Origin of the sequence: Vibrio sp. OPT18 (assembly GCF_015163615.1) — a bacterium.
GTDB classification, from domain to species: Bacteria; Pseudomonadota; Gammaproteobacteria; order Enterobacterales; family Vibrionaceae; genus Vibrio; species Vibrio coralliirubri.
The window spans coordinates 138,182-163,862 of record NZ_JADDYK010000033.1; the positions used below are offsets into that span (position 1 = coordinate 138,182).

Consider the following 25,681-nt stretch of genomic DNA (forward strand, 5'->3'; position numbering starts at 1 on the left):
GCTTTTATATTAAGAATGCTCTATCTTTTATATTAAGAATGCTCTATGTTGGTGAGCTCGATTTAGTCCGCTTTAGATTTGAATCGAAGCAGACGCAATGCGTTCAATGTCACCAATGCAGTTGCACCACTATCCGCTAAAACTGCCACCCACAAACCGGTAATACCTAACAAGCTTGTCACCAAGAATACGCCCTTTAAACCAAGCGCAAGGGCTACGTTTTGACGGATGTTGTTCATGGTCGCTTGCGACAGTTCAATCATCGCTGGCAGCTCAGTTAAACGGTTATGAGTCAGTGCTGAATCCGCCGTTTCCAAAGCGACATCCGTACCACCACCCATTGCGATGCCGACATTCGCCGTTTTCATTGCTGGTGCATCATTGATGCCATCACCGACCATCGCCACGTGCGACTGTTGAGACAACTCCTCAACGTAAGATACCTTGTCGCTTGGCAACAGGCTTGCCTTGTACTGCATACCAATCTTGCTACTGATCGCTGCTGCACTGCGCGGGTTATCGCCAGTCAGCATGATAGATTGAATACCTAAGTCATTAAGTCGTTCAATCGCAAGCTTAGCGTCACTGCGTAACGTATCTTGCCAAGCAATCAGACCAATCACAGTCGTAGCTTGTTCTGTTGACTCTTCTTGATCTTTAACCTCAAGAGCAACCACAACCGTCTTGCCCTCGCCTTCTAATGCTTCTACCTGAGAAACCACATCGGCACCAAGTTCGAACGTGACTTTAGACGGTGACAGAACCTGATACTTAATACCATCAACATCACCTTCAACACCACTACCAATCAACGCTTTCTTGTTGTGTGATTCAGGGATCTCAATATTCAGCTCTTTTACTTTAGCGACAAGTGACTGCGCCAACGGGTGAGTAGAGCCAACTTCAATTGCCCCAACCACACGCAGCATCTCGTCTTGTTGCCAACCCGATAGAGGTTGAATGTCCGTAACCTGAGGCTTACCTTCGGTCAGTGTGCCTGTCTTATCGAAGGCGATGGTTTGGATTTTACCAAGCTGCTCTAGCGCTGCGCCGCCTTTAATGAGCGCGCCACGTTTCGCAGCTGCTGCTAAGCCAGAGGTAATCGCTGCAGGAGTCGAGATCACCAAGGCACACGGACAAGCAATCAATAACAGCGCTAGGCCACGGTATACCCATGTTTCCCATGGCTGTGCAAACAACAATGGTGGCGTGATGATGACCAACAGAGCCACTACCATCATTAACGGTGTGTACCAACGGCTGAACTTATCGAGGAATCGCTCTAGTGGTGCTTTACGTGATTCTGCTTCTTCAATCAGATGAAGAATACGATCGATCGCGTTCTCACCCTGTTTTGAAGTGATGGTGATACGAACCACTTTATCGACCACCACAGCGCCAGCCATGATGCTGTTGCCTTCGATGTGTTCAACAGGAACAGATTCACCGGTTAACGCACTTTCATCAAAGCTTGCCGCGTCTGTAATCAATTGACCGTCAGCAGGTAAACGAGAGCCCGCAGCCACTTCAATCACATCACCAGGAACCAGTTCGCTGACTGCTACTTCTACACGCTCGCCGTTGATGATCTTGGTTGCGTTTTCTGGTACCAATGCCATTAGCGCTTGAACGCCACTTCTTGCTCGAGATGAAGCAAACGCTTCTAAGCGCTCACCAATCAAGAACAACAATAGAACCATCGCAGCTTCCACAGTTTCGCCAAGGTACAAAGCACCCAGCGCGGCAACACTCATTAAGGTTTCAATAGCAAATGGTGTTCCTGAACGCGCCAACTGAACCGCTTTTTTCGCCACCGGATATAAACCAAGCAGACAAGTTACCGTAAACAAGCCTTCACTTAATTGAGGTGAGGTGCTTTTCACAAGCGCCGCAAACAGCATTGCCGCTGCAATCGCGATAATCTGTAAATTAGGTTGGATATGAGCTTGCCAAAAAGTCTCAGGTTGTTGTTTTTCTTTCTTTGAACCGACTTCCGTAAGAGGGAAACCCGTTTTGATAGAGACCTGTTCAATGGTGTCGGCAAGGCTTTCATTATCGAATTTAACAACCAGCTTTTCGGTAGCAAAGAGAACCTTCGCTTGAATAACACCGTCAATATTGCTGATCGCGTTTTCTATTTTTCTTGCACAAGCTGGGCAGTCCATTCCGGCAACTAGCCAACTTTTCGAAAATTTGGCGTCGAGAGATAAAGTTGAGGACTGACTGTCTTCTTCTCCACTGTCCGACGAACTACAACAATCATCTCCAGACGATGACGGAGCAGCAGAAGAGCTACAACAACCAGATGAAGTACCTGCTGCTGTGATGCTTGAAATTTTAGGGCTAGAGCAACTTGCTCCTGCCGCTTGAGTTTGAACGTCCACTTTTGCTGAGCGGCACGCTGCATGTTTTGCGCACATAAAATATCTCCTAAATACTCAAAAGCCTTGAGGTTGTTGCTAACTCACGAGCAACATAACCTTAATTTCAACAGGAGTATAAACCTTGGAGGCCACTCCAAGGTCAAGGAGAAGTTATCAAAAAACAAAAATCTTATTCAGAAAGCACAGAATTACCGAGATTTAAGCTCCACACACTCTTCACGGTTCGCCGATACATCATCAATAAGCACCGCATCGTGTGAACAGAATGGCTGTGTGTTTAGGCTGACAATCGACACATCATCTTCCACAGGGTCAACTTGAGAACCTTGCATCAGCTCAGCGATATGATGTCGAAGTACCAAGATACCTAAAATCCCGAACAGAACATTACCCAAGGCTTGACCATAAAGAACACCCAAAGCGCCATACCACTGCGAACCTAGATAGACGAATGGCAGAGTACCTAACGTCGCTTTACCCAAATTCAATGCTGTCGAATAAAGCGGTTTGCCTAAGTTATTAAAAGAGGTGTTGGCAACAAATAGTGCACCGTTAAAGGTGAAGGTTAACGCCACATAGGTACAGAAAGCCGCCACAATAATTGCTGCATCACCTTGTAGACTAAAGCCTTGAATGACATAACCTTGAACGAAGTACAACAAGATACAAACGGCAATGGTGTATGCCGTAGTAACCAATAATGAGTTGTTGAGTGTTTCTTTTACTCGGTCCATGCGTTCAGCACCAAAGTTCTGACCAATGATTGGCCCCACAGCGCCAGACAAGGCAAAGATAACCGCAAAACAAACTGGCGTCAGACGACCTATCACGGCAAAGCCCGCGACAAAGTCCTCACCATATTGTGCGATACCCGTTGTCACAATCGCATTACCGATAGGCGTTGCGGTATTAGTGATAATCGCAGGCAGCGCAATCGCCAATATTGGTCGAATATTAAGACGCCATTGCACAAAAGAAGGGGGAGCCACCAGCTGATGGCTACGAATAAGAGGGTAAAGCGAGAAGAACAACACCGAAAAGCGAGCAACAACCGAAGCGATAGCCGCCCCTTCGATGTTCCAACCAAAACCAAAAATAAACAGAGGATCGAGAATCGCGTTAACAATGCCGCCCGACAAAGTCGCCCACATCGAACGTTTGGCATCGCCTGCCGCTCTTAAGCCCGCACCCGCCGCCATTGCTAACGCCAAAAATGGACCACTTGGCAGCAAAATCTGTAGGTAAGCTTGAGCACGCTCGGCCGCAATCCCTTTGGCACCTATCGCGGCGAGCAGTTCTGGAATATAAGCGAACATAATTGCAGTTATGGTCGAACTAATAACAAACGCAGTCAGCATAATACTCGTGGCGAGGTTTCGAGCGTGCTCTTGATTCTTTGAGCCGATGGCTTTGGACACTAATGCGCCCATGGCAATGGAAGTACCGATAGAAACGGAGGTAGAAAAGAAAGTCAGCGTACCTGCAAAGCCTACCGCAGCAGCCAATTCGACCTGTCCGAGCATACTGATAAACAGCATGTCGAGTAAGTCGACCACAAATAACGCCATCAAACCGACAGAGCCAGCCCCCGACATCACCAATATGTGGCGCATCGTTGAACCTTCAACAAACTTTGCCGTTTGATTTGACATGAAACCTCCAAAAGTTGGAATACCCAAGAGCTAAAGCCCAATCAACAGATCAACAGACTAGGGATCCACAAAGAAAGGATCGACCAAAAAAAGCGCTATACAGAAAAAAGGCGCTAGTGCGCCTTTTTTCAATTGAGGGTACTGAGAAAAATAATCGTTCTTAACACGCTACTATACCTGATGTTTGAAGCATTCTTCCAAGTTCTTGCCGATTGCTCTCAAAACATCGGTTCTGGTGATAATACCCACCAGTTTTCGATTATCGATCACAGGGTATGCTTTAGGTTTTCCAACCTGCATCATGTCCGCCAATTCAATAATGGATAAGTCAGGAGACACCGACAGTACTTCTTGGTACATACAGTCACCTACAAGGTGTGTGTCTTGGCAGAAGTAACTGACCTTCACAAGTTTCTCGAGTAAATCCTGCTCTGAAAGGAAGCCAATCACTTGTTCATTATCATCGATTACGGGTCCACCCATGTGGTGGCTACGCATCACTTTGTCTAACGCTAGACTTAACGGCATATCAGGAGTGAATGTCACAACCTGCTGCGTCATGTAATCTTTCACTTTAATTGAATGCATTGCGTTCTCCCTAAATACTTTGCGTCATATATTTTTCTATCTTGTTAAGTTAATTGTTGTCTAAAATCTTGATTTTACTAAATGGATTTCAACAATTTTATTGATAGGCAAAACCTAACAAGACAAAAAAGTGAGACAAACAAAGGGTTGAGCACGTTTTCGAACGCCAGAAAAAAGAAAAAAAGAGCTCTTACAAAGCCTTACTTTCCCTTGCTTAACCTTACTTAGCCAAACTAGCCTGCGTAAATAAACCCTGTAATCTTCACCGCACTAATAATTAGAAACCCCGATTTAGGAAGTTTATGCAACACGACAACAACATGTACGCGTATGTTTATGCAGGTAACGATGGCACAGAAAACACACTCATCGCCACTATCGATAATCAAGAAAAACCGCTGATATCAAGCTGCGTTGATGAGATAAAACGCATGTCATGCTTAGCCATTGATTTAGCAGTAAAACACGACCTAAAAGTGAAGCTAGTGAAGTATCAAAGAGAACAAGAGATCGACTTCGGCCTATTCGTAAAATAGTGAATCCGACACCGGTTTGGTTAATCACGAACTGGCAGCCATAGTAGCAATAGCAAAGCATTAGCAAGCGTAATCGCCGTGAATGGCTGCCGAATTCGACCTGACAAGCCTAACGGGTAAAGGCTATAATGATCAGACGGCGTCCTTGCCGATTTTCATTGTCCAAATACGGTTTACTATGTCTTCTCAAACCTCACCTAAAACGTATCTAACTAATTCCTTATCTAAGTTAAAAAGCTACTTTAGCGAGTTATTGGATTTCCAATCACGCATTTGGGTGGTTCATATCTTTGAAGACTCCATTACCGATCAATCGTTTGTGATTAATGAAGATGGATTTAAAGAACCGTTAGAGTGGATGAAAAAACGTGATTACCAAGCGAGAATGCTTGATCGTGTTGATAAGATGAAAATCTCACAGGTGATCGAGATTCAGTTCGAAGACAAAATGCATCGCTTGATGCGAGTGAAGTAGCGCTATTGTTTGGGCGTTCACGAAAAGCCCTTGCTAGAAATCAAGTATAAAAAAGGCCAGCGCTCGCTGACCTTCTCTCATTGGTTACAAACCACCATCTAACGCGCACAATACTCATGCCACAGGCACACCGCTTTCTGGTATGCCTCAGTTTTATCGTGCGTTTCTGCAAAGAGAATAGCTGTCATGCTGTCGACAACGGTATTCGCCATTAGCGCCATCTCTTCAGCCGACGTACCAAGTACACATTGGCTAGGAAGTGGCAGCTCTAGGTTCATCATCTCTTCCCAGTAGAACGATTCGACTTTGTCAGGAGAGCTCATCCACACCGTTTGGCTAACTTTAGGATTATATTCCGACTCACCGTTCATCCCTTTGAATGAAATCACCGAGTGGGATTTGTTTCCAATAACATGCTCAACTTCCGCATGAAGTTGTGGGAAACCAGGATGGAAACTGCCACGCAGACCTAAACGGCCACCACCAGGATTCAATGCTCGAACTACCGTGTTAATTGGTGTTCTCAAACCGTAACGGTGTTTCCAACCAATCATGGTTTGTGCTTCGGGTGCAAAGTTAGCTAGCGGTAAATAAGCAATGCCGTCTTGTTCAAGAATCGACTTAGCATGTTCAGGGCTCTCAGCACTTTGCACACCGACATCTTGCAAATGGCTTTCAACGTGCGTCCTACCGCTCGGCTTATCCATATAGCCATGCATTAACACTTTATAGCCATTGTCAGCTAAGATTTTTGCTGCCAACAAGTTCCAAGGCTTGCCACTGGCGTTATCGTTACGCTTACCTGCATAACACGGCCAATCAATATCAGCGCCTAAATCTGGCACTCGAGATTGAAACGCTTTAACAAAGCCAGCGATCTCTTCATTAGTTTCATTCTGCACACGAATCAGCATCAGTAGCATAGCCATTTGGTCGTCACCGACTTCTCCGCTTAAATACTCATCCATGATGCGGTAGGCTTGTTCGAACGATAAAGGCTTACGCCCTCTTTCTCCTCGTCCAACTGTACGAATACACTCTAAAATACTACTCATTGATTGTTTATTCTCTTCCGTTGATATCAATAAAATTCGAATACACTTTCGATTCTATGATACCCACAGTGCATTGCAAAGCGATTCAGTTGCTATCGACCGAATTACCAATACGCGGATTGGTGTTCTAAAAGTAAACTTACTGGTGTAAAATTAGCGTATGCAATGCTAACCGCGACATATTGAGTAGTATCCCGATGACTGTAAAAAAAACGCTGAGCCAAAGAAAACGTGAATCGATCGTTGCCGCTGCTATCGCAGAGTTTACTGAGCATGGCTACAAGGCCACCAGCATGGATAAAATATCGAGTCGTGCAGAAGTATCAAAGCGCACCGTATACAATCACTTTGCCAGCAAAGAGCTGCTTTTAGATGAGATTCTAGACAGCATTTGGAGCAAAACTCTGGCCGCAACGCAATTCCCTTATCAAGCAGAACTACCACTTGAAGAACAGCTTTCGTCGATAGCCAATCAAGAACTTGAGTTACTTGAGTCTGAAGGCTTCATCGACCTGTCACGCGTGTTGTTCTCAGAGTATTTCCATAACGCCGAACTGGCGCATCAAGCGATGGAAAAATATTCCCAAGCAGAAAGTGGACTTACAACCTGGATTAAAGCTGCATTGGCAGACGGTCGTTTAATCGATCTTGACCCACAATTCGCCTCCACGCAGTTCATTGGTTTGCTTAAGTCTTTTGCGTTTTGGCCGCAAATCATTGGTCATGTGCCGTCACCGGATGCTGCGCACAAACAAGTAATCATTACTTCAAGTGTCGAGATGTTCCTTAAACAATATCAGGCGTGATTTTGGTGGTTGACGAGAATTCAACCACAATAAAACCATCACTGGTATCCGCTGTTATTTTCCCTATACTGCAACCCACTTTCGTCATTACGACTCAGTAAAACTTCAACTTTAGGTAGCCCTATGATTACTTTCACCACCAACTTTGGCGATATCGAGATTGAACTGAACCTTGAAAAAGCGCCAGTAACGTCGAAAAACTTCCTTAAATACTGCCAAGACGGTTTCTACGAAGGCACGACATTTCACCGTGTTATTGAAGGTTTCATGATTCAAGGTGGTGGTCACACTATCGACATGACAGAAAAACCAACTCGTGCACCGATCGTCAACGAAGCAAACCGTGGCTTAAAGAACGTAATTGGATCTGTGGCAATGGCTCGTACTGATGCTCCACATTCTGCAACGGCGCAGTTCTTCATCAACCTTGATGACAACGACTTCCTCGATCACACCTCAACAACCAATGCTGGCTGGGGTTACGCGGTATTCGGTAAGGTTTCGGCGGGTATGGATGTCGTAAACAAAATTGCGGAAGCACCAACAACTATTCGTTGGGGACACGAAGATGTACCTTGCGAAGATATTGTGATTACAAAAGTCACTATTCGCGATTAATTCATTCACGTCCTTTCCCACCCCTAGTGCATTCGAATTGATAGCACAAAGAAAAGAAGGCTATGCGATAGGACTATGGTGGTAAGGGTTCGACTTTACCACCTGCATTCAAAGCTCGTTGTTAGAATCGTTACCAACGAGAACGATAAGTACGGTGACACCCTTTGCAGGTCTTATTCGCAGAATTTAACCCTTGCTCTGCACTCGACAAGTCTTGTTCAACACTCGCCTGATACAGCTCTGCAAAGCCTTGGTTCATCTGTAACATCAGTTGGTTAAATTTCTCAGGCTTGCTCCAAATCTCCTTCTTGGCCTTACCTCCTGTGTCAGCTTCAGAAAAACTCGCGTTCAAGACATCACCATGTTCCACCAACATGTCACTTAACTCGCCCACCTTCAGCCAATTCACGTCACTGTTATTCAATTCTGAATCGACTTGTTTACTGACCTCTTCAATAGAGCTAAAAGCCTGTTGACGATTATTTACAACATCAGCTGCGGCTGCAGAGATCATAGGTAGGGCAATCGTTGGTAGTGCGATGATTAAAGCGATCGTGAATTTTTTCATAGTGTCATTCCTAGTGATTAATTGATTGAGTGATTTCTTCGTTAATTACTGATTGGTTTCTTAGTGAATTACGGCTTGGTAGTTCAACCGTAATCGAAGAGATGCATTTAATTTACACAACAACAGTTGCGCATGCAACTATTGTTGTGTAAATTATTCCCGTCAAGTAAATTTACGAACAGGAAAAGCGTTATGAAAATCTGGGATCTACCAACTCGACTTTATCACTGGCTTCAAGCCGCACTCTTTATTGGTCTTGCTGCATCAGGATTTAACGGACAAGGCCCCCATGTTTACTTAGGCCTCGCACTGTTCAGTCTGATTTTATGGCGCTTGGTTTGGGGAATCGTCGGCAGTGATACCAGTCGTTTTTCTCAATTCATTAGCTCCCCGAAATCGGCATGGAATTACTTGCGTGGAAAGGCTCGCCCAACACCGGGACATAATCCGTTGGGTGCGTGGATGGTGATAGGAATGATCACGACTCTGTTTATCCAATGTATGACAGGGCTTGTTATTGCCGGTTTCTTTGATGCGATTCCAGGCTCGGAACTCGTGATTACTGATGCAATATTCGATGTGTTATGCACAGTACATGGCATTGCCGCTCGCATGTTAGTGGTCTTTGTCGTGCTGCACTTGGTGGCTATTATCATCTACAAACTGCGTTCAAAACCGCTGGTTCTTGCCATGATCACAGGCAAACAAAACCATTCAGCGTCAACGGATTATTTCAGAAATGGCAATCAATTGGCTTTTTCATCAAATAGGAAAGCGTTGTTGGTGCTAATTGCATCGGTATTAGTTACGATGACAATAGTTGTAATATCACAGTAAAATTAGGTAGCGAAAGATGCCAGAAGAGTTTGATAGACAAAAAAGCTTTGGTTGGATGATCAATGTGATCGCCAATAAGTCGACCAAAGATTTCGACACGGAATTGAAAGAACATGGCTTAAGCATTGCTCTATGGCCAACCATGATGTGTCTTTGGGAAGAAGAAGGTGTGACTCAGCGTGATATTGCTGCGAAATCCAAAGTCGAGAATTCAACAACGACACGCACATTAGACAAGTTAGAAAAGCTTGAACTGGTCGAACGCAGAGCCGATCCAAACAGTCGCCGTTCTTTCCGAATTTACTTAACGGAAAAAGGCAAAGCACTTGAAGAACAGCTCGTTCCTATCCCAGTTCGTTTAAATAAAGAGTTGATGAACGAGTTAGATGCTGAAGAGCAACAACAAATGCTCAAGCTACTTCAGAAAATAGTCGCGGCAATCTGATCTTACCGCGTTCACTGCTTAGCAAAGCTCATTACACTCTGAACGTGTATTGAAAAACAACCAACACTCGGCCTTGCGCCGAGTGTTTTATTTTCGTCTCGACCATTTGATATAGCAAAACAGTGAAGCAATGATCACCGCCCCACCGAGCAGCTTCTGCATCTCTACACTTTCGCCAAGCACACTCACACTTAACAGCAGCGTCCACACAGGCTCAAGAATCATGATCAATGCCGCCACTTCCATGTTCACGGAGTGCTGACCGACCGTTTGCAACAAGTAACGAATAGACGTTGCGATCACCGCAGAGACAATAAACCAGAAGACTAAGGTTTTGGTGATTTCGAACTCCGGCTGAGCTGTCAGAGAAGCAAAGGCTAAACCACTCACACCCACCACGAATAGTTGCACACAAATTGATGCGATAGGTTTGATATTGGTAATCACACGCTTGTTCATCACAAAGTGAACGGACAACAACATCGATGCTAGCAAGAAGTAAATCTGACTTTGCTCGACATGCCAGCCGTTGCCCAGAGTCAGCAGAAGCATGCCAATAATCGCGATCGGGAAAGACATCCAAAACGCGCGATTAGGCTTAACTCGAAACAAAATCCAAGACACAAACGGCGCAATGATCATGGCTAAGCTCATGATGAATGCCCCTTCCGACAAGCTTTCCGTCACTGAAACCGCAAACACCCATACCTGCAATGAGGCAGACAACAACAAACCCACACCGCAAAGAGATAGAATCTGCTTAAGCGAAAGCTTACGAATATGGTGAATACAAAATGGCAGAAGAATAAGACTCGCGACGAGGAATCGCACACCAATGAACACCGGCCCCGGCATTTCTAACACCACCAGCTTAGATGCAATCCATCCCACCCCTGCTAGCAGGGTGGCAAATAGAAGGTAAAGCTCTCCGCGCATCGCTTTCACGTTCATCATTTCACTTAGTCCAATAACAAAAAAAGCAACCCGACTCTGCAAGGTTGCTTTTTATAAACATTCAACAGGATCGAGATACTATCTCAATACTCTGCTTCAGGCAGCTGTTTTTAGCCTGCGTATTCTGGGTAATCTGTTAAACCTTTTTCAGCACCACCGAACAATGTGTTTGGATCGTGCGCTGCAAGTGGGTAACCATTTTGAATACGAGCTGGTAAATCTGGGTTCGCAACGAATGGACGACCAAAACCAACCATGTCAGTTACGCCTTCAGCAACGGCCTTTGCGCCACGCTCGCTATCGTATTTACCCGCATAAATAAGGACACCCTCGTAGGCTTCACGAACTGCCGCTTTAAATGCTTTTGGTGTTTCAGGTGCATCGTCCCAATCAACCTCTGCAATGTGCAGGTAAACAATTTTGTAAAGGTTAAGTAGTGCTGCCGCCGCTGTGTAAGTCTCTACTGGCGTAGCGTCAACGGTACCATTCAAAGATGTGAATGGAGCAAGGCGTACACCAACACGGTCAGCACCAATCGCTTCAACCATAGCTTCAACCACTTCGCCTAGGAAGCGTAAACGGTTTTCAATTGAACCACCGTATTCGTCAGTGCGGTTGTTTGCTTCAGAATCGATGAATTGGTTGATTAAGTAACCATTCGCGGCGTGAAGTTCGATACCATCAAAGCCCGCTTCAATCGCATTCAAAGCCGCTTGGCGATACTGTTCAATCACCTCTTTGATGTCTTCTTTCGCCATCTCACGAGGTTCAACCACGTCAACAAAGCCCGGTTCATCAGTGCCGTTATCGATGAATACTTTTACGTTTTCTGCTTTAAGTGCAGAAGACGAAATTGGTTGTTCACCACCAATGTTGTCTGGGTGTGTTACACGGCCTACATGCCAAAGTTGAGCGAAGATAACGCCTTCTTTTTCATGTACGGCATCAGTCACTTTTTTCCAACCAGCGATCTGCTCGTCAGAATAGATACCGGGAGTCCAAGCATAGCCTTGGCCCATAGGTGAGATTTGTGTGCCTTCCGCAATAATCAAACCTGCAGAAGCGCGTTGAGCGTAGTAAGCCGCCATCATGTCGTTTGCTGAATTACCAGGTTGCGTTGCACGAGAACGCGTCATCGGTGGCATAACAATACGGTTTTTAAGCTCGATATTACCAAGTTGAATTGGTTGAAATAGTGCGTTTGTCATTGTTATATCCTCGATTAACCTAGTTGAATCAGTTCGATTTGGTAGCCGTCTGGGTCAGTAATAAAAGCGATATGAGTTGAACCGCCTTTCACTGGACCCGCTTCACGAGTGACGTTGCCACCTAGCGATTTGATCTTGTCACATGCTGCGTAAATATCTTCTACACCCAATGCCAGATGACCAAACGCGCTGCCCATCTCGTACTCATTCGTATCCCAGTTGTACGTTAGCTCGATAGTCGTGCCGCCTTGCTCGTAGCCAACAAAAACCAATGTGTAGCGGTAGTCTTTGTTTTCGTGGCGTTCAAGTTCCTTCATTCCCAATACCTTGGTGTAGAACTCGATAGACTTCTCTAAATCAGTAACTCGGATCATTGTGTGTAGGAATTTCATATTTCGCCCTTGATACTTTAATCTCAGCCTCGTTCAGAAGCTAAGTAGTGTTCGTTGAGGTTGACCTTGAGGCCACCTACTTCTCTGTTGCTAGGTATATTACTGAACACACACAAATCAGTGAAATTATTAAATATTCTCATTTTAATAATTTTTTGTTATTAACATATTGACTAGTACCAACTAAGCGACACAAAAAAGGGAAGCCAATGCTCCCCTTAGATTTAGACTCTCAATTAAAATCGCAACCGCCTATCTTTAAGCGCCCTCGACATTGAGTCTGATGTACTGATGACTTGTTCTCTGAACCATTTATGAGCAGGGTCGCTGTTCTGCTTCTTCAACCAAATCAGGTAATGAGACATCGGCTGATACTCAAAGGGTGGCTTGAACAGCTGCAAACTTAACTTTTCTTGGAACTGCACCGCCATAGATAAAGGCACCACAGTGATGTAATCGGATTGGCTACACAGCAAGATATTACTGAACAGTGAACGCCCATGAAATACGATTTTACGCTGGGACAGATCCAAAGAAGTGTAGTGATTCAAACTTCGAACTTTGCGTCGTGTTCTGTCTAATACAGCATGCTTTTCACTTAGGAACTGAGCTTCGCTGATTTCACCTTGGATTCGCGGGTGATCAGCTCGACACACGATCACAAACTCGCCTTCATAAAGTGTTTCACTGACGATACTTGGGTGTTCAGGCACCACAATATCGATCATCGCATCGAACTCTTGCGTCAAAAGATCTTCGTAAATGCGCTCATCACTGTCTGGTTGATCAAAGACTTCCAACGACAAGTTTTGATTAGGAAGCTCCGCGAAACTATTGAGCAGCACCCACTGTAAGTGCTCAGGTGCAGAAATAACAAACTTACGCTCAGAGGATTGCTCATCAAAATTAGCCATCGACTGAAACACGCCATTGAGTTCATTGATCGGCGCTTTAATTTGTTCATACAAGCTTTGCGCATAAGACGTAGGCGCAACACCTCTTCCTTTGCGAACAAAAAGCTCTTGGCCAATCTCTTTTTTTAGGCGGGCTAATGCGGTACTGATGGTCGATTGATTGGTACTGAGTTGATCCGCAGCCTTACTTAAACTGCCCTGCTCCATCACCGCAGAAAACACGGCAAGTAGATTGAAGTTGGGGATGTCGTTGCTCATATATCATTACTCGTTAGGCGACCATGAGCACCATGCTATCGTAAAAACGATAGAATGAAATAAGAATCCCTCGTTTAAAGTCCCAAATTGAGACACTAACATCCCGCGTAATTAGTTTCTTAATAGGCTTCCCCATGAAAAAACACTACCTTGCCATCACTATTACGATGATGACGAGTAACGCGATGCTTTCAAACCCAGCGCAGGCTGCGGCTCACCTTCTTCCTGAACTTGGTTCTCTCAACGCCAGTACCGCAGGCGCGGGGTCGGCAGCGTTAGCTGAAAGTGCGTTAACCGCATGGACTAACCCTGCCGCTATGTCTCAGCTAGAAAACCCTGAACTCACCGTCAATCTGGCCGGCCTCTACACAGACATCAACTATTCAGAAACAAACCCAACAGAGCGTTTTGACAGTAACATTGATGCTGGCGGTTGGGCTCCGGTAGGAAGCTTCTACTTTGTTGCCCCTATCAACGACAAATTTCACGCTGGTTTTGCTTTGGCTTCTCAAGGTGGTTCGGGAATCGATTATGGTGATAACTTTTCTGGGCAGCGTTTATTAAAGAATGTTGAATTCATGACTGTTCAACTGATGCCTTCGATATCTTACAAAGTGAATGAGCAGTTTTCGCTGGGTGCCTCTGTCAATGCGGAATACCTCACTGCGAACGGCGAGTTGAACCCTTTTATCGGCACTGGCGACATTGGATCTGAGCACTTATTCAAAGCAGACGCGGATGATTTCACGGTTGGCTACTCTCTTAGTGCCTTTTACCAACCGAACGAACAACACCGTTTTGGCTTTATCTACCGCTCTGAACTTGCTCATTACGGTGAGGGTGATCTTCAACATTCGGCTAGCGACACCAAACGCGATGTTGGGCTCGACTTTATCATGCCTCAACACATCCAAATTAGCGGCGTGCACGCCGTCAATGACCAATGGGACATGCTGTGGAGTGTGACTTGGTATGACCTATCAACATGGACAGACCTCACGCTAGACATCAATGATAACTCAGTAAAAGTTGTCGATCGTAACTTTGACGATGTGTGGAACCTAGCCATAGGTACTCATTACCAAATCACCCCAACATTACGACTAGAAACAGGCATCAGCTACGAAACTTCTCCTCAAGATGACGCAACTCATCAATATATGGATCTTCCTGTAGGCGAAACCAAACGTGTCGGCGCAGGTGTTACCTATGCGCTCAATAAGAGCTGGGAACTGCGCGCTTACTACGATTACATCGATCTTGACGAGCCTGAACTGAATTATGCGAATGGCCGCGTAGTAGGCACGTATAACAACAGCGCACACTTCTTTGGCATGCAAGCGAACTACAGCTTCCTGTAAAGCAGCCGTCTCGACCTTTTCGTCGATTATCGATTAGTAACGCACCGTACCCGATTCATGGCTTCACTCGTGCACCACATCAAGGCCTAGCTATCCGCTAGGTCTTTCTCTATCTGTTCTTCAACTGCCATGTTTCATCCCCATTCAACATCGCATTTGATTGGGTTAGGTTACCTATTCAATAGAACATAAACAATACGATATTGTCTCGTTTATCATGACACTGTGTTCAGCGACATTGAGATATACATTTGAGGAATTAAAGCTACAATATGTCGAATTCAGCACTCAACCGTAAGAAAAAACGTATTTACCCAGTGCTCAAAAACTATTATCAGTTATATGTCATCCATAATTCACTTCTATTACTCCCTTTATTGTAAGAAGCGTGTAAAAAGATGAATTCCGCCAAATTGCTTATTGATGCTTTTATTAGTCATTTCATTGATCCAAACCAAATTAACTAACGATGTTTTAAAGCCGAATTTGAGCGCTAGCAAATAATTCAATCTACCGATTTAGAGTAATATTGACTCATCGTAATTACGATATTATCAAATCGTAATTCTGGGTAGATACTGCTCAAAACTCTTCCTATTATCCTGCTAACAAATCAATTCTTAGCCCAAACAGAATGCTGACAAATGTTTTACAACACTATGTCAATTGCCATGGAAGACCCCCTCGACAGACGAGGTATTACACGTAAAGAAGACAATAGCGAAAAGAACGAGCCTAATATTTCGTTCGACAGTGCATCGTCATTCAACCTGCGTTTCAGGCTAACAATAAGAATTGGTTTGTAAGGAAGCATATTCGCTTCTTGATACCGAGAATCGGTTGTCTGGATTGAGTAGTATCACTTTAAATACCATCTATTACTTTTGTTTATTATGCGCACTAATCTACCCACATAATAGACATCTACTTTTTAAGATGTCATTAAAGGTGACTTCTAGGCTGCAAATTCTCTCTTCTTATTGATGTAGGTTGAGATATGAACTTTATTAAAATCGTTTTCCAGAAAATCTGGGCCGTTGTGATGGTCTTGATTAAATTCTGCCTGTTTATGGCGGTGATGTTTGCTGGAGCATGGGCTCTTGCACCATTAGGCACAATCCATTCTAAAGACATCGACATGTCTCAATTCAACAATCATCCCAATGAAATGATGATGAACTTCTTCCAAATGGAGTCCTTCTCTGGTTACTTGTTCTCAGTGACCATTGCTGTGGTTTTAGCCGGTGTTTACGGCATGTGGCAGTTGCATGAACTGGGTGTGCATAAAGCAAAAGAGCACAAAAGCGCTCACGTTCAGATCGTGTTTGCACTGTCACTTTGCGGACTCTTCATCAGCAAAACGTTCTGGGTTATCGCATTGGTTATCGCATTGGCGAACTGGAAACATATTGGTCAATCACTGAGTGATGTGATTCGCCGTGGTGTTCAGCCTAAACAAGACGCGACCAATACAGAGACAGCCGCAGTCCACGTATCACCTGAACAACCGGTAACAGAGCCGTCTTCAGTAGAGCAATCTTCAAAAGAACAGGCTTCAGAAGAAAAGACTCCAACAACACCATCCGCTACAGAAAAAGAGGTCGCATAATGAAAGAGATGATGATTCCATACATCCTAATTGTATGGTCACTGTTTGCGACAGGCGCACTTAAGAAGAACTTCAAGAACTACACATGGGCTGCCATTGGTGGCGTAACGATTCTTGCGGTACTAGCGGTTATCTCTCGCTTATGGGCACCCGTTGATTTAACCAACTCAACCACAGTGAAAGCACCACACGCGGTGATGTCACCTATCTTTGGCCAGCAGATCGACCAAGTGCTTGTTGAGCACAACCAAATGGTTAAAGAAGGCGACGTAATTTACACACTCGTCGACATTGACTCAGCCGCAGACAAAGCAAAGATCGAATCTTCAATTGTTCAGAAAGAAGAAGAGATCAAGCAAATGAATCGCGACTTAGAGCGTGCTGAAACGTCACCTGAAATCTTCAATATGCGTGACGTAGAAAAGTACGACTCTGATCTTCGAGTACTGCACGCTGAACTTGTGTCGTTAAAAGCCGATTTACAAAAAGTAAATTGGGCGCAAGAGAAAAAGACCATTAGAGCTGAATTTGACGGTCAGGTTTCGATAGTGAATATTGCTGAAGGTTCTGTCATGGGTAACATGCACCTCTACAACACCAGCAAAAAGTTTCTTGAGATGCGTATTTCAGACCAAACTTATGGCTATGTTCAAGTAGGGGACTTCGCTGAGTTCTTCGTTGATGCATACCCAGGTCACGTGTTCCGAGCAAAAGTACACAGCTTTAATGCCGGTACTGGTGAGTCGAGTATTTCTCCACTTCAGGGGCCACAAAGCGTCGGTCAACACGTAGTAAGAAACGGCAATGGTTTAGGTCGTACTATCGTACTTGAGATCATCGAACCAGAAGGTTACAACATCCCTATTGGTTCAACTGGCGCGGCTTGGATCTCGGCTGAAAAGCCACATCCGTTCTGGGGCTTCATCGATGTAATCGGCGCAGCAACGGTCCGCCTACAATCTTACAAGTCATACTTAGGTGCTTGGTAAGCGCTTAAGCTCTTGGTATACGATTAGCTCTTGGCAAACGATTAAGCATTCAATGATGTGTCTGTTATTCACTCGTATAACAGCCACTCATTAGCCTGCTACTAATTTCCAAACAAATGCCCCGAATTTCGGGGCATTTTTATATCTGTTGCAAGCTCATTTACTAATTGATTCAGATCAATATAAATCGTCAATACAATCATTGGGTGAACAAATCATCGAAAAAACGATGAGTTGAAATCTTATTAGCGCGTAGATAGCAACCTCCCCCACCTCTATCATTTGGCTCAAGAAATCCAATTCCTGTATCCAAATATAAGGTCACGACCATGACTAATACATTCAAAAAAATGGCGCTTCCTGTTGCTATCGCGAGCGCTCTACTTGCTTCTGGTTTTGCATCTGCAACGCCAACTGTAGAAGCGACATCGAAAGTTGGCCAAGAACTTCAGACGGCAAATGCTGCGCAATACCAAAACATTGACCTTGATGCTCGCTACAAGAGTGAGGTTCTATTCGAACACAAATCAAACCTATTCTGGGGCAAAGGCGAACGTATTCAAGTTGTTTCTAAAACAGGCGATTCTCTAGCTTACACTGCTGAGTCTGACCATGTTCACCCAATCCTCACCAAGCATGGTCGTAAAATGGACCAAGCAATCATCAAAGTAGATGACAACGTATACCTTGGTTACGGTTTCGGTCTAGATACACCCGTCATGATTGAAGGTACGGACGGCATCATCATTGTTGATCCAGGCGAGTCGGTAGAAATGGCTCAATCGGTTAAAGAACAGTTCCGTCAAATCACCGACAAGCCGGTTAAAGCCATCATCTATTCTCACAACCACATCGACCACATCTCTGGTGTGCGTGCATGGGTGACTGACGAAGAAGTGGCATCAGGTGAAGTGAAAATCATCGCAGAAGCAGGCCTAACAGCTGCAGTGGCTAACTGGTCTTCAAACCTAGGTACTCTATTTGGTCACCGTACTTCTTACACAGGTGCTAAGCACGTAGAAGAAGGCGAGCACGGCACAGTAAACGACGGCCTTGGTCCACGCTTCATGCAAGGTGCTATCTCGTTTATTGAACCAAACCTGCTTGTACCAAGCCAAAGCCACATCGAAATCGAAATTTCTGGCGTGAAAATGCACATCGAAAACGTGCCATCTGAAACTAAAGATGAGCTAGTGGTTTATTTCCCAGACCAGAAAATCCTACACGCGGCTGAAGTACTTCAAGGTGAGAACTTCCCTAACCTTCACACCATCCGTGGTACTAAATTCCGTGACCCATCAATGTGGTTCAAGGGCATCGACGTAATGCGTAAGTTCGACACTGAGATCATGATTAACTCTCACGGTCGTCCTGTTGAAGGTAAAGAAGCAGTAGCTGACGTACTAACGGCTTACCGTGATGCGATTCAATACACTCATGATCAAACTATCCGTTACATGAACAAAGGTATGACGCCAGACGAGCTAGTTGAAGTAGTTAAACTTCCTAAGCACCTTGCAGAACACCCTTGGTTAGGTGAACACTACGGTACTGTTGCACACGCCGTGCGTCAGATTTACGTAGGTTACAACGGTTTCTTCGAAGCGGACCCATGGCAGCTAGAGCCAATGGCTTACGAGCAACGCGCTAAAGCATTCGTAGAGATCATGGGCGGTCGTGACAACATCCTTACTACTGCACAAGCAGCAATTAAGGCTGAGAACTACACATTTGCAGCAGAAATTCTTTCTTACCCAATCACGGTAAACAAACAAGATATGGAAGCTCGCGAGATGAAAGCACAAGCTTACAAAGCATGGGCTGCAGACCAAGTGAACATCAACTGGCGTAACTGGGCGCTTAACGCAGCTGCTGAACTAGAGAACAAGCGTGACTTCTCTAACATGATCAGCTTTGCTTCTGTGGACGTTCTTACTGCGCTACCAAGCAATCAGATCTTCGACATGATGACTTCAACGCTTATCGCTGAAAACTCGTTAGACGTAAACATGATGCTAACGTACAACTTCTCTGATACGAACGAAGCATTCACTATCGAAATCCGTAACGGTATTGCTCAGTTACACGAAGAAGCAGTGAAAGGTGCAGACGTTCAAATCGACACTACTCGTGCCGTACTGAACCAAATATTGATTGCGGGTCCAAACGCTCAACAAGTGATTGGTACTAACCTACAGTCTGGTGCATTCAAGTTCTCGAACGGCGACATCAAAGGCTTCGGTCAATTCATGAGCTACTTCGATAAGCCAATGACTCCAGAAGAGATCATGCTCATCGTTCGCTAATAGCGAGTTCGAACGGTCGCTCTTTGGCGATGGCTCTTCGACGATAGCTCTTTGACGAAAGCTATTTAGTAAAAATCGCTAGTACGCTATCAACCAATGTACTGACCGTTTCACATGGACGACAAACAAATACAGGGACCCTTTGTGGTCCCTTTTTTTATCGTTAGGTTCGGCTGCTGCCGTCAGATTCTTAATCCTTTTACAGGTCTCGATAACCATTATGTTAAAACGATTTGCTTTGATTCTTTCACTCACCTCTTCACTCACGTTTGCCTGTGGTCTTCACCAAGATACCGGGTTTAGTTTGGTGACAGAGCCCGGTTCACTCGAGGTATTTGGCAACGTCATCACAGCCAGACAAGACGATGAATTCAACAATCTCAATAAGCCGGATCACTTTCGACTCTTTGCCATCAAGGCCGCGCTTGCGAAACCCCACCCAAACAAAATTGAGTTCAACTTATTCGAAGCGATTAAAGGTCATTACAGCCAAGTGAAACTCGAGAAGGGCGTCGATGTGTCAGGCAGAGATACTTTGCCTACCGAGGAAGATCTATTACTGATTACGGAACTCGATGTGTTCGATGCGCTAGCAACGGGCACCATCTCTTGGGATCACGCGACACTAAACGGCTTAGTGATCATCAACGGCCCACAAGATAAACGAGAACAGCTTGAAGATTGGCTTGGTGATATTCTTGGAAAGTAGTTCGATCTCCTATTCGTATTTACTCCCCGTTCAATTTGAGACAACAAACAAAACCAAACATAACTAAAGCTAAGTAACAACAAGCAAGCAAACTATTTATGGGAGCAATGTTTTACTTTTGAAACAAAAACCATCAATTTCGAACAAAAAACAACCTAATCACAATCAGTTACAAAATACGTTACAAAACTGATGTTAAAATGAGCTGTTTCATTTAGTTCCACATACAAAGTGTGATTTTCTACCATTCTTTGAAATATTTTTGTGATTAAATACGACAAATTTCAATCAAAGGTGGAGAGATAACATGTCTGCAAAAGCATTCGGTGACTTTTACTGTTACTTGCACTGTATGAATTTACTTTCAATTAAAGAGCATGGGATAACACCAAAAGAGTACCTGGATGATGTACGCAAAGAGCCTTTTTACTATCGTGGAGACACCTCCAAAGAAGCGCAACAAAAGTGGGCGGAGAGAATTTTGGAGTCGATCTACAAATATCACGGTATTCAAGGCGACGGTCCAAACGGACATAATGATCTCTTGATACGAGAAGGTATCGCATCAAAAGCCCGCTACAAAATAAGAGAAGGCGCTGAATTCGATGTTAACCCGGGATTACATGAATCAATAGCAATACTCAACACCATCGGTAGCCAATTACTTGAACGAGTTCTACCCGCGGCAGGGTCTAAACTCAGCAAAGCATTAACACTGCTTTCTAGGTCCAAGAATGTATCCAATACTGCACCTTTTAAGATGATAATCGGCAGTTATGACCTCATTGCTCCTAACGCAGATTACACAGTGCTAAGCAAGCTAGAGAGCGCACTAGAAAACCGTCTTGTGGTTTCATTTGAGTACGAAGGAAGTCGTTGCGAAGTCGATCCTTATGCTTCATTTGTTTACCAAAGGAGCTTCTATCTTGTCGGTCTAGAGCGCTATAGAAAAAGCACTGAAAGTAGTTTGATGCTCGGCGATTATCGTACTTACAAGGTCCATAATATTAACAATCTTGAGGTTCACTCTACTCAGAGTTTTTCAATGGGTAATCAAAAAGACTTTTGCCTCCATGATTTCCTCTCATCAAGCAATGGTAAAATGGTTAATGGTGGCGAAACCTGTGAAGTAGTATTAAAGATGAAAAGAGACACTGATGGCTACAACAAGTTTGTAGATGAATACAAACTAAGTGAATGTCAAAAAATAGAAGAGATCGCTGACAATCATTACATTGTAAGAGCTCAAGCTCGTGATAGCGTAGTTTTCAAAAGCTGGCTCATTAACAACGCCGATTGCGTTGAAATTTTAACACCACTACAACTACGTACTGATGTGATACAAGACATTAAGCACGCTATGAGCGTCTATGCACATTAAATTTAAAAACCATCATATATGAAGTTCAACATTGGATCCTCCAATATCAATAACCATTCAACATAGTAATAAGTTCAACAATAAACAAAAGTAATTAATAAAGTAGCATTCAACTAAAATAGAATTAACGGTATTATTTTTAGTTATTTTCTATTTTAGACAGAAAATGTCAGATTTTATTGTCACAATACTATTCTCACAACAAATAAAATTAGGCTTAGCTGTGATATACAAAATAAAAAAATCATTTATTGATGAACTTTATCACCTTAATTATAAATCAAACAGTTTAGTACATCGTCTTCCTTTTTATTGGTATAGACCTTTAAAGGTATTAAGTCGACTACTCGCATTGCCTGTTATCTTATTTTTCATGGTGTAAAAGTAATGAACCGTAATTTATCAAAGGTAGAATGGATTCTGCTGGCCATAGCTGTAACATTCTTAGGTTTAAGCTTATTCCTCTACTACTCACTCTGTAAAAATTTATTCTTTGGCGGATTCAATGACATCATTGAAATCATTGTAGTTCTGGGGCTTTTTTACTGCTCATTCATTGCAGCAAACTACAGTATAACCATGCTCGCTGAAAAATACTGTAGTCGGAGAAACCGCTATGAAGAGCTTTAAGTTCCTTCTCTCGGTATCCACTTCGCTTGCATTTTGGATATTCGCACTATTTTATTTCTTCTCAAGCTCGATTAATACCAATACGGGGCTGAGTATGGCTCCTACTTTTGAAGGTAAATACTGGACAACAGTAAATGGAATTCGACCAGGGCGATATACTCCAGAACATGGTGATGTAATTAGATTCCGACATCCACCTAAGCACCGAAGCGAAAATATAACCTTTAGAAAGCGGGTAATTGGTATTCCAGGCGATACAGTCACGTTAAAGAATGGCTACCTTTATATCAATGATAATAAGATGTCACATGGAGTGACTAAAAAAGAAGATGGATTTGTCTATATAAAAGAAAAAATAGGTAATAGTAAATATAATGTCAGGTATCTAAAAGAAGATTCAAACATACTTGAAGACAATATTTCTTGGCATGTACCAGAAGGAAAGCTATTTGTTCTTGGCGACAATCGTGACTACTCCTACGATTCAACCTATGAGAGCTTTGGGTATGTCGACATTAACAACGTTAATGGTGTCTATAACAAAGTCCTACTCAATGTTGCCAATGGAAATCGTAAATTCAATTGCTCATTAACGATGGCAACGAACTACACGCCTTTTCATAGAACTTGTTAGAAATCGCGTAGTAGCGAGCCAATAATGATAATAAAAAACCGAGCTATTTAGATAGTTCGGTTTTTGACATGCTTGCCATTTACCTACAAGAAAGGCAACGGAACCAACTCCAGCCCCAGCACACCACTGATGCTCATCACCACCAGCAGAGAGACTTTAAAGACCGTCTTTGACCACTGGATGTAGTTGAGGCAATCGACCTTACGGAATGTCACTTTGGTCCACATAAAACAGACTGCTGCCGACACCGCTAGATATTCATAACCCGCCTCTCCGAGTAAAAATAACCCCAGAGCAACCGCACCAAACGCCACCACATAAGCTTTCATGTGCTGATGTGCTTTGTCGACGCCCTCTTTCACCGGTAACACGGGAATGCCTGCATCTCGATAATCTTGTATGCGGAACATCGCGATCGCGTACGAGTGTGGCATTTGCCATAAGCAGAACATCACAAACAACAATACGGCTTCAAGGCTGATGTAATTCGTCACCGCCAAGTAACCCACCAATGGCGGAACTGCGCCAGAGATACTGCCAACTAAAGTACCGTAAACCGATGTTCGCTTGTACCACATGGTGTAGAAAAAGACGTAAAACACATAGCCAAGCAACACCATGACCGCAGAAATCGGATTCGCGAACTGAAACAGAAGCGCTGTGCCTGAGAGCAGTAAAACCAAGGCATAAACGAACGCTACGTCTGTATTGATGTTACCCTGAACCAATTCACGGTTCTGGGTGCGTTTCATTTTCAGGTCAATATCTCGGTCAAAGATGTTGTTCACCACGCAACCTGATGCAATCACAAGCCCTACACCCGCTAAAGTCGTCAGTAACAACATCGCACTGGCTGGTTCTGTTTTTGCGGCGAGAAAGAACCCCGCCGCAACAGAAATCAGGTTGCCGAAAATGATGCCCGGTTTGGTGATAGACAGATATCTTTTCAGCATACCCTAGCCTACAACTTCATGTTGACGTTCATGTTGTAGATGATCCATACCGAGCCAGCGATAAGAATCAATACAACAATGGCGGTAAACATCAATGACACCAAGTTCCAACGCCCATCGGAAGATTTCGCTTCCATGTGCAAGAAGTACTTAAAGTGGACAAAAATTTGCACCAGCGCACAGCCGAACAAGATCACGTAAGTTTCCGTGCTTGGTAGCGCATGTGCCCACACAATGTAGAACGGAATAATGGTGAGAATCAGTGACGCAATAAAGCCTTTCACATAATCCGTTGCACCGCTGTCTAGATGCTGTTCCATTACATCACCCCCATTAAGTACACGATGGTAAATACACAAATCCAAACAATATCAAGGAAGTGCCAAAACAGGCTTAAGCACTGGAAACGCATCGACATGTTGTCGTTCAAGCCTTTGGTTGAAAGCTGGTGATAAGCCACCGCCATCCAAATCAGACCAAACGTTACGTGCAAGCCGTGTGTGCCAACCAAGGTAAAGAATGCTGAAAGGAACGCACTCTCTTGAGGACCATAGCCTTCTGCAATCAAATGATGGAACTCATACACTTCCATACAGATGAAGGCTAAGCCCAATACGAAAGTCACTTTGATCCAGCGCTTAAGTCCCGTAACGTCTTTGCGCTTCATTGCAATCATGCCAAAGCCAAAGGTGATACTACTGAACAGCAGCATCATGGTTTCGACAAACACGAACGGCAGTTCAAAGATGTCTTTACCTGTCGGCCCTGCGATGGATCCACTCTCAAGCACGGCATACGTCGCGAAAAGCGTGGCAAACAGGACACAGTCACTCATCAAGTAAACCCAGAAGCCAAACAACTTGTTGCCCGCAGCTTCGTGGTGATGATCATGCGAGTGTGCAAGATCATAAGTGTGTGACGGAGTATTAGCTTGCATACGTCGTCTCCAAGTCATCTTTATTGTCGTTTTTATCACTGTCAGCGCTGTTACCACGACCAGAATGGTCGCCTTTCACTGACTGTTTCTTCGCTTCTTCAAGCTGTGCACGTCGAGCCGCTTCAATCGCTTTGATCTCTTCAACTTCCACGTAGTAATCCACATCGTCGTTGTAGCTGTGTTGAATACACGTCACCACGATACCCACTAAGCTTGCAGCCGCTAGCCACCAGATGTACCAGATCATTGCGAAGCCAAATGCCAACGCCCATGCAGACACATAAATGCCTGTCGGTGTGTTCTTCGGCATGTGAATACGTTCGTATTCTTCTTCCTGAGTTGGGTCAAACTCACCACTTTGCTTTTGATACCAGAAGGAATCGATCTCATCGCCCTTAGGCAGTTTTGCAAAGTTATAGAACGGTGGTGGTGACGATGTTGCCCATTCGAAGGTACGTCCGCCCCATGGGTCACCGGTTAGA

The 25,681-nt window shown here is 44.2% G+C and carries 26 protein-coding genes and 1 pseudogene; 14 read left to right on the forward strand and 13 right to left on the reverse strand.

The features are described 5' to 3' along the window. Positions 1-62 precede the first annotated feature (62 nt). The 3 genes from IQQ51_RS07175 to IQQ51_RS07185 all read right to left on the reverse strand — a co-directional run bounded on the left by IQQ51_RS07175 (position 63) and on the right by IQQ51_RS07185 (position 4,624). Positions 63-2,420 (reverse strand): zinc/cadmium/mercury/lead-transporting ATPase, encoded by a 2,358-nt coding sequence (locus IQQ51_RS07175; RefSeq protein WP_193840683.1) that lies wholly within the window; start codon positions 2,418-2,420, stop codon positions 63-65. Between the two features lie 152 nt (positions 2,421-2,572). Continuing rightward, positions 2,573-4,036, reverse strand: coding sequence for an MATE family efflux transporter (locus tag IQQ51_RS07180; protein WP_193840684.1), 1,464 nt, complete (start codon positions 4,034-4,036; stop codon positions 2,573-2,575). Positions 4,037-4,207: 171 nt separating this feature from the next. Beyond that, a complete protein-coding gene (locus tag IQQ51_RS07185) occupies positions 4,208-4,624 on the reverse strand; it encodes a CBS domain-containing protein (RefSeq protein WP_017060213.1) in 417 nt (138 codons plus the stop codon). A 302-nt stretch (positions 4,625-4,926) separates the two neighbouring features. On the opposite strand from IQQ51_RS07185, the gene IQQ51_RS07190 reads away from it, so the two are divergent. Next, on the forward strand, positions 4,927-5,160 hold the full coding sequence (locus IQQ51_RS07190; protein ID WP_019822437.1) for a hypothetical protein: 234 nt from the start codon (positions 4,927-4,929) through the stop codon (positions 5,158-5,160). Positions 5,161-5,338: 178 nt separating this feature from the next. Then, positions 5,339-5,635 carry a hypothetical protein gene (locus IQQ51_RS07195; protein ID WP_050622140.1) on the forward strand — a complete coding sequence of 99 codons (297 nt, stop codon included), beginning with the start codon at positions 5,339-5,341 and terminating at the stop codon, positions 5,633-5,635. Between the two features lie 98 nt (positions 5,636-5,733). Here the strand turns inward: IQQ51_RS07195 and IQQ51_RS07200 are convergent, their stop codons facing one another. Then, the gene (locus IQQ51_RS07200) at positions 5,734-6,720 is read right to left on the reverse strand and encodes a glycosyl transferase family protein (protein ID WP_193840685.1); all 987 of its coding nucleotides are present in this window, start codon (positions 6,718-6,720) and stop codon (positions 5,734-5,736) included. A 167-nt stretch (positions 6,721-6,887) separates the two neighbouring features. Between IQQ51_RS07200 and IQQ51_RS07205 the strand changes: the two genes are divergently transcribed. Next, a complete protein-coding gene (locus tag IQQ51_RS07205; RefSeq protein WP_048614574.1) occupies positions 6,888-7,496 on the forward strand; it encodes a TetR/AcrR family transcriptional regulator in 609 nt (202 codons plus the stop codon). A gap of 123 nt (positions 7,497-7,619) precedes the next feature. Then, complete coding sequence (locus IQQ51_RS07210; protein WP_193840686.1) at positions 7,620-8,114, forward strand: peptidylprolyl isomerase; 495 nt, start codon at positions 7,620-7,622, stop codon at positions 8,112-8,114. Positions 8,115-8,244: 130 nt separating this feature from the next. Here the strand turns inward: IQQ51_RS07210 and IQQ51_RS07215 are convergent, their stop codons facing one another. After that, positions 8,245-8,682 carry a c-type cytochrome gene (locus tag IQQ51_RS07215; RefSeq protein ID WP_193840687.1) on the reverse strand — a complete coding sequence of 146 codons (438 nt, stop codon included), beginning with the start codon at positions 8,680-8,682 and terminating at the stop codon, positions 8,245-8,247. A 192-nt stretch (positions 8,683-8,874) separates the two neighbouring features. Here IQQ51_RS07215 and IQQ51_RS07220 point away from each other — a divergent pair, with 192 nt between their 5' ends. Together IQQ51_RS07220 and IQQ51_RS07225 are read left to right on the forward strand one after the other, a co-directional pair. Further along, positions 8,875-9,519, forward strand: coding sequence for a cytochrome b/b6 domain-containing protein (locus IQQ51_RS07220; protein ID WP_193840688.1), 645 nt, complete (start codon positions 8,875-8,877; stop codon positions 9,517-9,519). A gap of 16 nt (positions 9,520-9,535) precedes the next feature. Then, positions 9,536-9,964 carry a MarR family winged helix-turn-helix transcriptional regulator gene (locus IQQ51_RS07225; protein ID WP_048614583.1) on the forward strand — a complete coding sequence of 143 codons (429 nt, stop codon included), beginning with the start codon at positions 9,536-9,538 and terminating at the stop codon, positions 9,962-9,964. Positions 9,965-10,051: 87 nt separating this feature from the next. Here IQQ51_RS07225 and IQQ51_RS07230 read toward each other — a convergent pair whose 3' ends face one another. The 4 genes from IQQ51_RS07230 to IQQ51_RS07245 all read right to left on the reverse strand — a co-directional run bounded on the left by IQQ51_RS07230 (position 10,052) and on the right by IQQ51_RS07245 (position 13,690). Next, complete coding sequence (locus tag IQQ51_RS07230) at positions 10,052-10,918, reverse strand: DMT family transporter (protein WP_048614584.1); 867 nt, start codon at positions 10,916-10,918, stop codon at positions 10,052-10,054. 110 nt (positions 10,919-11,028) lie between these two features. Beyond that, entirely contained in the window at positions 11,029-12,126 is a 1,098-nt protein-coding gene (locus IQQ51_RS07235) for an alkene reductase (protein ID WP_193840689.1), read from the reverse strand. A gap of 14 nt (positions 12,127-12,140) precedes the next feature. Further along, positions 12,141-12,518, reverse strand: coding sequence for a lactoylglutathione lyase (gene gloA, locus IQQ51_RS07240; protein ID WP_193840690.1), 378 nt, complete (start codon positions 12,516-12,518; stop codon positions 12,141-12,143). 236 nt (positions 12,519-12,754) lie between these two features. Further along, entirely contained in the window at positions 12,755-13,690 is a 936-nt protein-coding gene (locus IQQ51_RS07245; protein ID WP_193840691.1) for a LysR family transcriptional regulator, read from the reverse strand. Positions 13,691-13,824: 134 nt separating this feature from the next. Here IQQ51_RS07245 and IQQ51_RS07250 point away from each other — a divergent pair, with 134 nt between their 5' ends. The 8 genes from IQQ51_RS07250 to lepB all read left to right on the forward strand — a co-directional run bounded on the left by IQQ51_RS07250 (position 13,825) and on the right by lepB (position 23,309). After that, positions 13,825-15,051, forward strand: a complete 1,227-nt coding sequence (locus IQQ51_RS07250; protein ID WP_193840692.1) for an OmpP1/FadL family transporter — start codon at positions 13,825-13,827, stop codon at positions 15,049-15,051. Positions 15,052-16,048: 997 nt separating this feature from the next. Continuing rightward, on the forward strand, positions 16,049-16,660 hold the full coding sequence (locus IQQ51_RS07255) for a hypothetical protein (protein WP_017065282.1): 612 nt from the start codon (positions 16,049-16,051) through the stop codon (positions 16,658-16,660). Continuing rightward, positions 16,660-17,649 carry an efflux RND transporter periplasmic adaptor subunit gene (locus IQQ51_RS07260; RefSeq protein WP_012604427.1) on the forward strand — a complete coding sequence of 330 codons (990 nt, stop codon included), beginning with the start codon at positions 16,660-16,662 and terminating at the stop codon, positions 17,647-17,649. The genes IQQ51_RS07255 and IQQ51_RS07260 overlap by 1 nt, the downstream gene beginning before the upstream one ends. Before the next feature lie 329 nt (positions 17,650-17,978). Beyond that, positions 17,979-19,955 carry an alkyl sulfatase dimerization domain-containing protein gene (locus IQQ51_RS07265; protein WP_193840693.1) on the forward strand — a complete coding sequence of 659 codons (1,977 nt, stop codon included), beginning with the start codon at positions 17,979-17,981 and terminating at the stop codon, positions 19,953-19,955. 220 nt (positions 19,956-20,175) lie between these two features. Then, a complete protein-coding gene (locus IQQ51_RS07270) occupies positions 20,176-20,664 on the forward strand; it encodes a hypothetical protein (protein ID WP_193840694.1) in 489 nt (162 codons plus the stop codon). 307 nt (positions 20,665-20,971) lie between these two features. Further along, a complete protein-coding gene (locus tag IQQ51_RS07275; RefSeq protein ID WP_193840695.1) occupies positions 20,972-22,045 on the forward strand; it encodes a helix-turn-helix transcriptional regulator in 1,074 nt (357 codons plus the stop codon). Positions 22,046-22,432: 387 nt separating this feature from the next. Next, positions 22,433-22,675, forward strand: a complete 243-nt coding sequence (locus IQQ51_RS07280; RefSeq protein ID WP_193840696.1) for a hypothetical protein — start codon at positions 22,433-22,435, stop codon at positions 22,673-22,675. Then, the gene (gene lepB / locus IQQ51_RS07285) at positions 22,662-23,309 is read left to right on the forward strand and encodes a signal peptidase I (protein ID WP_122082075.1); all 648 of its coding nucleotides are present in this window, start codon (positions 22,662-22,664) and stop codon (positions 23,307-23,309) included. The genes IQQ51_RS07280 and lepB overlap by 14 nt, the downstream gene beginning before the upstream one ends. An 83-nt stretch (positions 23,310-23,392) precedes the next feature. Here lepB and cyoE read toward each other — a convergent pair whose 3' ends face one another. From cyoE to IQQ51_RS26785, 4 genes and pseudogenes are all read right to left on the reverse strand, one after another. Then, positions 23,393-24,262: a heme o synthase gene (gene cyoE / locus IQQ51_RS07290; protein WP_193840697.1), complete on the reverse strand. Its 870-nt coding sequence runs from the start codon at positions 24,260-24,262 to the stop codon at positions 23,393-23,395. 8 nt (positions 24,263-24,270) lie between these two features. Beyond that, positions 24,271-24,582: a cytochrome o ubiquinol oxidase subunit IV gene (cyoD, locus tag IQQ51_RS07295; RefSeq protein ID WP_016786088.1), complete on the reverse strand. Its 312-nt coding sequence runs from the start codon at positions 24,580-24,582 to the stop codon at positions 24,271-24,273. Continuing rightward, positions 24,582-25,217 carry a cytochrome o ubiquinol oxidase subunit III gene (gene cyoC / locus IQQ51_RS07300; protein WP_080967339.1) on the reverse strand — a complete coding sequence of 212 codons (636 nt, stop codon included), beginning with the start codon at positions 25,215-25,217 and terminating at the stop codon, positions 24,582-24,584. Before cyoC ends, cyoD begins: the two co-directional genes overlap by 1 nt. Further along, positions 25,189-25,681 (reverse strand): annotated as a pseudogene (locus tag IQQ51_RS26785) (cytochrome o ubiquinol oxidase subunit I); the annotation flags it as partial. The pseudogene IQQ51_RS26785 and the gene cyoC, both read right to left, overlap by 29 nt.